The following is an 8,032-nucleotide window of genomic DNA, read 5'->3' as shown; positions in this document are numbered from 1 at the left end:
TCCCCTGTTTTTCGGCCCATGAAACCACCGTATGACTGACATATTCAGGGCCATTGTCCATTCGGATATCGTCCTTGTTCTGGGGCAGATTGTCTTCCAGACGACGCACGAGGTCCGGATTGGCGAGGAAAGGCCGACCAAACGCAATGGCGTCCGCAACACCGGTAGCGACTGTCTCGATCGCTTCTTCCCGTGTGTAGTCCTGATTCAGAACCAGCGGCTTCCTGAAGACTTCGCGGATCGGACCATGCAGCTTGGGCTGGTCGGTCTTGCCGAACGTGCCGTTCGGTCCGGGCTCGCGCAGTTCAAGGAAAGCGATATCGAGGTCATTCAGCAGCTTTGCGGCCGGCACAAAAACCTGCCCTGGATGACTGTCGATGCAGCCCTGCGTATTGCCATTGGGGGACAGCCTTACTGACGTTTTGTGCGCGCCAATCGTTGCGATCACGCGTTCGGTGACTTCACGCAGGAAGCGGATGCGGTTTTCCATATCCCCACGGGCGCAGTAGATCTGTTCGTAAAGGTGACGCGCCTCGGACGTTGCCTGCGGCAGAGTGGTGACGATAAAACGATGATAGCGGTTGCCGTGGCGCCATTCGGCCTTGGCCACCACCAACCTGCGGCGCGCCCAGCTGTCCTTTGTGATCCAGTCAAAGGAGGCAAAGCCGCGTGCCGCTTTGCCTGTCGCGGTGGCTGCGTCACAAACCTCGGCGGACAGGGAGGCAATCCGGTCATACAGGCGGGTGTTCCCTGCAAGCCCGAACAGGAAGTCAACGTGGTTGAGAGCCTGATCCGGCATTACGGTTGTGCCCCACCTGGCGCCGCCACTCTCCGCATCAACATGCCGCAACGGCTCGGCGCCATCATTCCGGAGGTTCTTCTGGACTCAGTCCATATTCCGGATCCCAGGATCTACAATCATGTGGTGGTAGGGCATGTCGCGATCGAAAGACTGGCCCGAAACCTCTCCCGCGCTTCCCAGACGACGACCGAAGAGACGCTCAAAATCATTGTTCATCATGGCCTCGAGCCCGTGCCCGACCGACGGGCTGTCAAGAATGCGCAGCAGGGACGCGACGCTGTATCGCGATCACAGAATGAAATCGAACGGCAAGCCGCCACAGGAAAAGCTAGAGGATGGGATATAGATTTTTAATATTTGTATTTTTTATTATTCTATCTTGATGGTTACTTATGACGATTTGAGCGGTGGTTCGAGGGTTCTTATCTTTTCTCCTCATGAGGTCTCATACCCGTAATTCCCCAGAGGATTTTTACCTTCTGACGTGTATCGGTCGTGGGGGTGTGAGCCTCGTTCCTCCAATATCGAACGAGAAAATCTTCATGTCTCAACACATCGTCTTATCGTCCCGCATGGAAGCGGACATCATGCAGATCGCCGCATTACACGGCCTTCTGGATTTCGCGCTCAGCGAATGTTTGGCTGGCAATGACGTCGACGGCACGGTCCTCGAAGGGGCCGTCGTGCTGACGCGTCACATCCGCCGAAGGTTCAGGCACCTGACCAACGCACTCCTGAGCCGTGAGGCCGTGATGCCGTAAAACGCGACTGAGCGCTGCACGCCAGACCAGTGGCAGGCTTGCCGTCACCTTATCACCTTCCCTTACATTCCGCGCGTTTTTGCATCGGGCTCATAGACCTGAGGGAGACGTGCGCCCTTTTGGATTATCCTCATGATCAACGACCATCTGAACAATACCCTCCCAAACTGGGTCTCCCGCACTCTTTTCCGCGACGAGGATCTGGATCGCTATGCCGCTCTGTCAAAGGAACTTCTCGTCACGCCGACGCAACAGATGCTCAAGTTCTGCGACGGCGGTCGCGCTCTGGTCGACCGCTACAACCGCGACAAGCCTCTGTGGAAGGCTTTCCGTCAGGCCGTGACCCAACGCCATCCGACGTTGCCGGCCTGGCAGGGCGACGTCCGGATCAAAGGCTATCGCATTGAATCCATCGTCGAGCTCGCCGTCTATCGCCGGATCGAGCGCATCTGTCCGCAAGCGGTGCGCGTGATGGTTCAGCCGCCTGTCAGAGAGAGTGTTGTCCAGGCGCGAGCCGACTTCGGGCTCTACGTCCGAGGGAAACCCACGTTGTATGTCGAAGTGGTCGGCACCGTCACCCGTGACGGACGCTCGATCTCAGAAGACGCCGAAGGCCTCCGCAACGCTATCGAGGAACGCCTGCTCCGCTATGTCGGGATGGCTCCGGTCGAAGTGCTGCACATCGATGAAGTATGCGATCCTGCCAGCCTGACGGCGCGTCTGGGGCAGGCTTTTGTCAGGGCTCAAGCCTTGTGAGCGCCTGACCTCAGTGAAGGCGAACGGGGGCGTGCACCAGGACAAGCGCCCGTCGGCTCCGGGTCAATGATGGAGCATGATGAATCGTATCAGCAAGGCCGCAGCGATCAGATAGAAAATGAGTGTCTCCAGGGCCACTGGAAGAGGCTGGGAACAGGCCCGACCGCGACGCGTTGAACCGCAAGGTCCACCTGATTCCATATCAGGGACATCCGCCCGGACCACCAGCTTGAGGACGTCCGCCAGAAGGAAGAGCGTTTTCCGGCCGAACTTGTATTTCGGGAGGAGCCCCTTGGCGACGTATCGGTCAACCGTCGCAACGTCGCATCGCAGATAGATCTCCGCTGCCTCGAGCCGGGTGATAAAGCGCCCCAATAGGCCAGACGTCTGTATGTCGTGCACCGCATGCACTCCTCAAGCCATGACGGTCGACCATCGACCGTCTTGTCGAACCACCTTGCCGAGGAGCTGGGGGGATCGGAGCTGGGGCTGTCTTGGGGAGGACGTTTGCCCTCGGTCACGAGGGGCTATGCTATGTTCTGTCGGGATGGAGAAGTATTAAACGAAAAGGCTCCTCAGCGTATTCTTGTTTTGTTCTATCAGAACACGCGGCGTTCTGCCAACACAAATCGTTCCAACGCGGTTTGAAGCCGCCCGACGCCACAGGAAACCGCAAACCATAAGGTGGGATGGATGATGGGAGCGTAAAATAAATCACTCGCAACACACTGATTTGTTTGATGTTTTTTGATTATGTTGGCGGAGGGGATGGGATTCGAACCCACGATACAGTTTAACCCGTATAACGATTTAGCAAACCGTGGTGACTACCCCCGTAATCCGCTAAGCCATTGTTTTACATATACTTGCTAGCGCAGGAAATGCAGTAAAAGCGCACGAATCCAGACGCATCCCCCACATAATCCCCCACAATGCGAATCGGGCCACTTTCTGCTTGTACCCCACCCCAAACCGTACTAGGCTTTGAGGGCTGCGGCGGCGTGGATGGACACGCAATACGGGACAGTTCGGTGCTGCGCACCAAATCAGGCCACGGCCCCCATTGAACGGCGGGGAGTTCGTATCAGGAGCCGGTATCAAGCCCGGCCCGCAGCAAAGACGAGCGAAAGAGCGCGATACTGGTTGACTGACAAGGATACTGGTTGAGAGGCGAGCGTGTCGTTACGAGGGGGTGGGAGTTCCCCCTGCCGAGTTTCTGAGGTTCCAGCCGTCAAGCAATCCTTGATAGCTGGCGGGTGCCAGACCCGAACCGCTCTGGTCGCTATAAATGCCCATCGGTCTCTCTGGTAGTCGTCGGATGCATACGGCGCAGATGCGGCAGGCAGCGACCGATGACCCGCAGCAGACGGTGGAAGCCCGTCACTTTCCGCATTCGTAACCTGTTGCGCGAATTTTAATTATGAACTACCTGCGCAGTCATGGCAGAGAAAACCACAGCATGGGATAAGGCGCGCCAATGCGGCGGGTGGATTATGTTTGCTTGCAACTTGCTTATGTTCGTTGTGTTTGTTTTTGCTTATTCAGTGCATGCAGTAACATTCGGGGGAGACCCGACGAAATGGGACGGCCCCACCGTCGCCTCTTTAGTTCTAACCGCAGCGGCACTTGTGATGGCCGGGCTCACTCTGATGGTGGGCATTGTTGCTATATGGGGATACTCTACCCTTAAAGCTGAGGCGGAAAAGATCGCTGAAAGAGTAGCGCTCGAAGCAATCGAAGCGCGTCAGAAGCAGGATATTCTTAATAAGATATCACTTCCAAATACTGACGGTGAGGATATAAGCTCAGGATACAACCGCGAAGAAAGGGGAGGTTAGATATGGTTTCGACAGTAGACGCTAGTCCTATCGTAACGCCCCTTGATATTGCGGGCCGGTATGTGGACAAAGCACCGGTAGACCTGCTTGCAATGGCCCGTGCGCTAGGAATTTCCGTAGATATGGATGCGGAAATGGAAGATCCAGATGTATCAGGTATCATCAGGCGTAATTCGAATGGTCGGTATGCCGTTCAGATTAACGGTCGCGATAATGCCAAGCGGAAAAAATTTACGTTAGCTCACGAGATAGCTCACTACCTTCTGCACAGAGATCTGATCGACCAGGCAGCCGTTGTGGATGACGGTATGTATAGAAGTGGCTTGCCCAGCTATGTTGAAACACAAGCGAACAGACTGGCCGCAGAACTGCTGATGCCTGCCCCACTGGTTAAAAAGCTGTGGAAAATGGGGGTTTGTTCAGTGTTTCAGCTTTCGGATATTTTCCAAGCATCTGAAGCCGCCGTTCGCATTAGATTGAAGCAACTCGGTTACAACGCGTAAGATGGATGAGGCGCGATAGCCAGCAACACTCAGTTATTGCGTCACTCGCACCCTTTTCTCACACGCCAGCACCAATGACCGACAAGCCGCATACGGCCCGGCCAGCGTAGCACTCGGCCCGGTGTATTCCACCTGAGCCACACGCCCAGCCTGTATCCGCGCAACCATATGGCACGTCCCGTGGCCGCCAATATCCAGCTCCAGAGACAATGGAGTCTTGATCGTCAGTGGCCCCTGCACCTGCTGGTCCTGCCGCCACTCCAGCACCTCGCCGTCTGGCAGCGGCTCCCGGTTGTCCGGAACGCCCGCGCAGGCGATCAAATCCGGGCGAGACATACCGATCAGGTCATGTTTGGCACGGGTTGGCAGGCTGGAGCAGGCGGAGAGCAGGATGGTGGCCAGCAGCCCGGACCATTTTCCTGGCGTCGGGAATATGATCTTACCCAAACGGATCATCGCGCCGCCTCCCCCACGCCATCAGGGCCGCGAGCCCAGACCCCAGCACCAATGTGCTGAGGCTCCCGAGGATCAGACCGCACTCAAATCCGCTCATTTAACCGCCAGAGTAGAGAGCGCCGTGGCCTCCTGCGTGGTCGTAACGCTGGTCAGGCTGATGCCGAGTAGCCCTTCAAACGCATCAATCACGGTCAGCAGCGCGTTAAAGGTGGTGATGGCCGTGCTGATCACGCTGTTCGTCACAGTCTGCTGAGCCGCAACCAGTCCGGCCCGGAGTGCGACGGCCGCACTGTTCAGATCCACCAGCAGCGTATCAATCCGGGATTTTGCATCCGTGTTGTCGTAGCTGACTGTCAGGCTGCCGTTGGTCTCGCTGGCGAACGCAGAGAGCGAGACAGACAGCGTGCCCCCGGCGGCCTCAATTGCGGCCACAGCCGGAGCGCCCATAGCCGTGGCAACCGCCGTGATACTGAGAATCGTCGTGACCGCGTTGATGCCAGCTTGCCCATACGCCTTGACCTTGGCTGTGTTGAGCGTGAGCGTCGTCGTCTTGCCACTGGTCGTGACCGTGCAGGCGGTGAGCGCACCGGCGGCGGCAACGAGGCCGGTGGTGCGGAGGAAATTACGGCGGGACTGGCTCATGTCTTATACTCCGGCCTGAGAGGTTTCGGTCTCAGTGGTCGCTATGGGCAGCGCGCTCGGCGCGGGGGACTTGGCCGCCACCACAGCTTTGTTGATTCCGGTCAGCGCATCGGTCGCTCCGGCCAGTACGCCGTCCAGGTCAAAGGAGACTCGCTCCGCCACGGCGGGCAGCAGGCCGTCCAGAACGGACATAATGCCCCGGGTGATCTTGGTCGCATTATCGGTCAGGGGCTTGCCGGTGATGGTTGTCACCAGCCCCTCCCCAGCGGTGACCAGAGGCGTGATAGCGGCGGAATTGGTCGCGATGACATCAGTCGTCATGATGGGTTCCAGTCAATTTTTGGGTGTGGATGTGTTGGCGGGGGCAATGGCACCCTGAGAGGCATTGACCCGCGCTCCGAGGTGGTTGGCGGCCCAGCCGAAGTTGATCCCAATAAGCGAGACCAGTTTGTAAGGGAGCGTCCATTTGCTCCCGACCGGGGGCGCGGGCACCGCCGCGGCAATGCCACCGCAGACAATGATCACGCTGGCGACCACCGTGCTCCACGGCTCAGGGATGGCAGAAAACAAAAGGGGCACCACCGCAGTGATGCCCCCTATCTTGGCCGCGTTGACCGCGACGGTCTTTTTGGGATCAGTCATTTTCCGTCTCCGCGCAGGCCAAGCCTGTAAAATGTGTGGTGGCCGATCACGCACCGGTAAGCACGGCCCTTGGCCCATGACGGCACCGGCCCGCGATGGTCGTAATAGTGGTCCGATCCGGCGGTGAGGTCAGGCAGGTGGTCCGCGACAAGACAGCCGGCCAGAACCAGCGCCTCCCGAAACTGCGGATCCGCATCAGTGACGGTCAGCAGTTTGGAGCGGTTGGGGTCGGCGGCGCCCCAGCACGAGAACTGCGCGTAGGCCTGACACACCCCGGCCACGTCATGCCCCCACCAGCCCGGATGTGTTGCCCTGTTACCGATGACATTCAGGACCGCCTGCATGCCCCGTGCTCCCTCGCCCCGCGCCTCGCCCCATGCCGTACGGGCTGCCGCCTGCACGGGGTCAGTGATTGGGAGTTGCATTGATCTGCGCCTCTACGTGCGGTGTCCGGAAATGTCCCCAGAAGGCCGCGTCAAATGTTTGGGAGGAAAACAGGGTAGCCCCGAGCATGCCCAGCACACCGGTCATAATGCCAATCCAGATCGACAGCCTCTTGAGCGTTTGCGTCCGCTCTTGAGACTGTCGATTGCGTTCCTCCTGCGCCCCGGTCAGCTTGGCAATCTGCTGCGCGAGACTAGTAAGGGCGGACCGATCCTGCACTCTGTCCTGAGCGCGGTTTCGTTCCCGCTCCTGCCCCTGCGCCTCGACCGAAATCAGGCGCTCCATCATGGCCTCCTGACCGGATTTAAATGACCGTACCTCGCCCTCAACACCGTCAAGGCGGCCATGCAGTTTTATGATTTCCTGCGTGTGGCCGTCTACGATTGGGCGCAGATCACCATCAGTCGCGACGTTTCCGCCGCTCTGTGTTTCTGTCATCAGTTTTTCCGGTTTGTATTAGACCGCTGTGCCGAAAGACAATGCGTATTGGCGTAGCCAGTTTGTAACTGCCGTAATGTCACTTTCGGACAAAACGCTGTCCCAGATCAGGCAAGACGACATTTTATGTGTAGCCGTCAGAGGATTGGTCGGGTCGGTCCCTAGTTTGAACACATTGCCGTTGACCGTCTGCGCAGTAATAGCCGTTGTATTGTTGGAACTATCAATGGAGAGCGTCTTGTTGAAATAACGGTTTTTGAGGACCGTCCCAGACATATCAACCTGCCAGCCATGGATCTGCCACGATCCCAGAGTCAGGCCGGGATTGATCGTGTTGCTTTGCCCAGATGCCGCCCATGCAAAACAGTTCATGACCGGCCCCCCACGTGAGCCGGCGGCAAAAAATGTGCTTGCTCCAGATACGTGGTTGCTGAGTAATGAGCACAATCCAACATCTGTTGTCGGCACCCAGAGCAGACTGATAACGGTAAACGCAGGCGTCTGGGCTACCCCGGTGTTAATGCCTGCGGTATTATTGAGAGATGCAAACGGCAGAGACTGTCCTGAGACACCCGCCGTCAGTACAGGCGTACCCACATCTGACGTGGGCGCACTGCCGCCAGCTGCCAGGTTTTTGATAGCACCCCCCGTCACGAAAATAGCTGCGTTGGGCTGCTGCGTAGAGGGAGCCTCCCAGCCGATAGAATTTCCGGAATAGTCTGCATTATTAACAGTAATGGCCAAAGTCAT

12 protein-coding genes and 1 pseudogene are annotated in these 8,032 nt (G+C 57.7%); 5 read left to right on the top strand and 8 right to left on the bottom strand.

Annotated features, from left to right (window positions below; translation table 11 throughout):
• A pseudogene (locus HK23_RS14630) lies at positions 1-781 on the bottom strand (transposase); the annotation flags it as partial.
• Here HK23_RS14630 and HK23_RS05075 point away from each other — a divergent pair.
• From HK23_RS05075 to HK23_RS05050, 5 genes are all read left to right on the top strand, one after another.
• On the top strand, positions 776-1,156 hold the full coding sequence (locus tag HK23_RS05075; protein WP_063908733.1) for a hypothetical protein: 381 nt from the start codon (positions 776-778) through the stop codon (positions 1,154-1,156). The pseudogene HK23_RS14630 and the gene HK23_RS05075 sit on opposite strands and share 6 nt — an antisense overlap.
• Before the next feature lie 233 nt (positions 1,157-1,389).
• The gene (locus HK23_RS05070; protein WP_243444492.1) at positions 1,390-1,563 is read left to right on the top strand and encodes a hypothetical protein; all 174 of its coding nucleotides are present in this window, start codon (positions 1,390-1,392) and stop codon (positions 1,561-1,563) included.
• A 132-nt stretch (positions 1,564-1,695) separates the two neighbouring features.
• Entirely contained in the window at positions 1,696-2,319 is a 624-nt protein-coding gene (locus tag HK23_RS05065) for a hypothetical protein (protein WP_025829086.1), read from the top strand.
• Positions 2,320-3,758: 1,439 nt separating this feature from the next.
• Positions 3,759-4,157, top strand: coding sequence for a hypothetical protein (locus HK23_RS05055; protein WP_086653138.1), 399 nt, complete (start codon positions 3,759-3,761; stop codon positions 4,155-4,157).
• A 2-nt stretch (positions 4,158-4,159) separates the two neighbouring features.
• On the top strand, positions 4,160-4,660 hold the full coding sequence (locus HK23_RS05050) for an ImmA/IrrE family metallo-endopeptidase (RefSeq protein WP_086653137.1): 501 nt from the start codon (positions 4,160-4,162) through the stop codon (positions 4,658-4,660).
• Positions 4,661-4,693: 33 nt separating this feature from the next.
• Here the strand turns inward: HK23_RS05050 and HK23_RS05045 are convergent, their stop codons facing one another.
• The 7 genes from HK23_RS05045 to HK23_RS05015 form a co-directional block, all read right to left on the bottom strand.
• The gene (locus tag HK23_RS05045; protein ID WP_086653136.1) at positions 4,694-5,116 is read right to left on the bottom strand and encodes a hypothetical protein; all 423 of its coding nucleotides are present in this window, start codon (positions 5,114-5,116) and stop codon (positions 4,694-4,696) included.
• Positions 5,117-5,209: 93 nt separating this feature from the next.
• Entirely contained in the window at positions 5,210-5,758 is a 549-nt protein-coding gene (locus HK23_RS05040; RefSeq protein WP_086653135.1) for a twin-arginine translocation signal domain-containing protein, read from the bottom strand.
• Between the two features lie 3 nt (positions 5,759-5,761).
• Positions 5,762-6,079, bottom strand: coding sequence for a hypothetical protein (locus tag HK23_RS05035; protein ID WP_086653134.1), 318 nt, complete (start codon positions 6,077-6,079; stop codon positions 5,762-5,764).
• A 12-nt stretch (positions 6,080-6,091) separates the two neighbouring features.
• On the bottom strand, positions 6,092-6,400 hold the full coding sequence (locus HK23_RS05030; protein ID WP_086653133.1) for a hypothetical protein: 309 nt from the start codon (positions 6,398-6,400) through the stop codon (positions 6,092-6,094).
• On the bottom strand, positions 6,397-6,825 hold the full coding sequence (locus tag HK23_RS05025) for a cell wall hydrolase (protein WP_086653132.1): 429 nt from the start codon (positions 6,823-6,825) through the stop codon (positions 6,397-6,399). Before HK23_RS05025 ends, HK23_RS05030 begins: the two co-directional genes overlap by 4 nt.
• On the bottom strand, positions 6,806-7,282 hold the full coding sequence (locus HK23_RS05020) for a hypothetical protein (RefSeq protein ID WP_086653131.1): 477 nt from the start codon (positions 7,280-7,282) through the stop codon (positions 6,806-6,808). The genes HK23_RS05025 and HK23_RS05020 overlap by 20 nt, the downstream gene beginning before the upstream one ends.
• Positions 7,283-7,300: 18 nt before the next feature.
• Positions 7,301-8,032 (bottom strand): hypothetical protein, encoded by a 732-nt coding sequence (locus HK23_RS05015; RefSeq protein ID WP_086653130.1) that lies wholly within the window; start codon positions 8,030-8,032, stop codon positions 7,301-7,303.

The organism is Acetobacter malorum (assembly GCF_002153605.1).
In the GTDB taxonomy this organism is placed as follows: Bacteria; Pseudomonadota; Alphaproteobacteria; order Acetobacterales; family Acetobacteraceae; genus Acetobacter; species Acetobacter malorum_A.
The sequence above is the reverse complement of the archived record's forward strand: the minus strand, read 5'-3'. Positions and strand labels throughout refer to the sequence as shown.

What these genes read in the sequence shown, in the direction of transcription:
- HK23_RS05055 (WP_086653138.1), top strand. Translation starts at nt 3,759, where the DNA reads ATGGCAGAGAAAACCACAGCATGGGATAAGGCGCGCCAATGCGGCGGG.
- HK23_RS05045 (WP_086653136.1), bottom strand. Translation starts at nt 5,116, where the DNA reads ATGATCCGTTTGGGTAAGATCATATTCCCGACGCCAGGAAAATGGTCC.
- HK23_RS05025 (WP_086653132.1), bottom strand. Translation starts at nt 6,825, where the DNA reads ATGCAACTCCCAATCACTGACCCCGTGCAGGCGGCAGCCCGTACGGCA.
- HK23_RS05020 (WP_086653131.1), bottom strand. Translation starts at nt 7,282, where the DNA reads ATGACAGAAACACAGAGCGGCGGAAACGTCGCGACTGATGGTGATCTG.
- HK23_RS05050 (WP_086653137.1), top strand. Translation starts at nt 4,160, where the DNA reads ATGGTTTCGACAGTAGACGCTAGTCCTATCGTAACGCCCCTTGATATT.
- HK23_RS05065 (WP_025829086.1), top strand. Translation starts at nt 1,696, where the DNA reads ATGATCAACGACCATCTGAACAATACCCTCCCAAACTGGGTCTCCCGC.
- HK23_RS05015 (WP_086653130.1), bottom strand. Translation starts at nt 8,032, where the DNA reads ATGACTTTGGCCATTACTGTTAATAATGCAGACTATTCCGGAAATTCT.
- HK23_RS05070 (WP_243444492.1), top strand. Translation starts at nt 1,390, where the DNA reads ATGCAGATCGCCGCATTACACGGCCTTCTGGATTTCGCGCTCAGCGAA.
- HK23_RS05030 (WP_086653133.1), bottom strand. Translation starts at nt 6,400, where the DNA reads ATGACTGATCCCAAAAAGACCGTCGCGGTCAACGCGGCCAAGATAGGG.
- HK23_RS05040 (WP_086653135.1), bottom strand. Translation starts at nt 5,758, where the DNA reads ATGAGCCAGTCCCGCCGTAATTTCCTCCGCACCACCGGCCTCGTTGCC.
- HK23_RS05035 (WP_086653134.1), bottom strand. Translation starts at nt 6,079, where the DNA reads ATGACGACTGATGTCATCGCGACCAATTCCGCCGCTATCACGCCTCTG.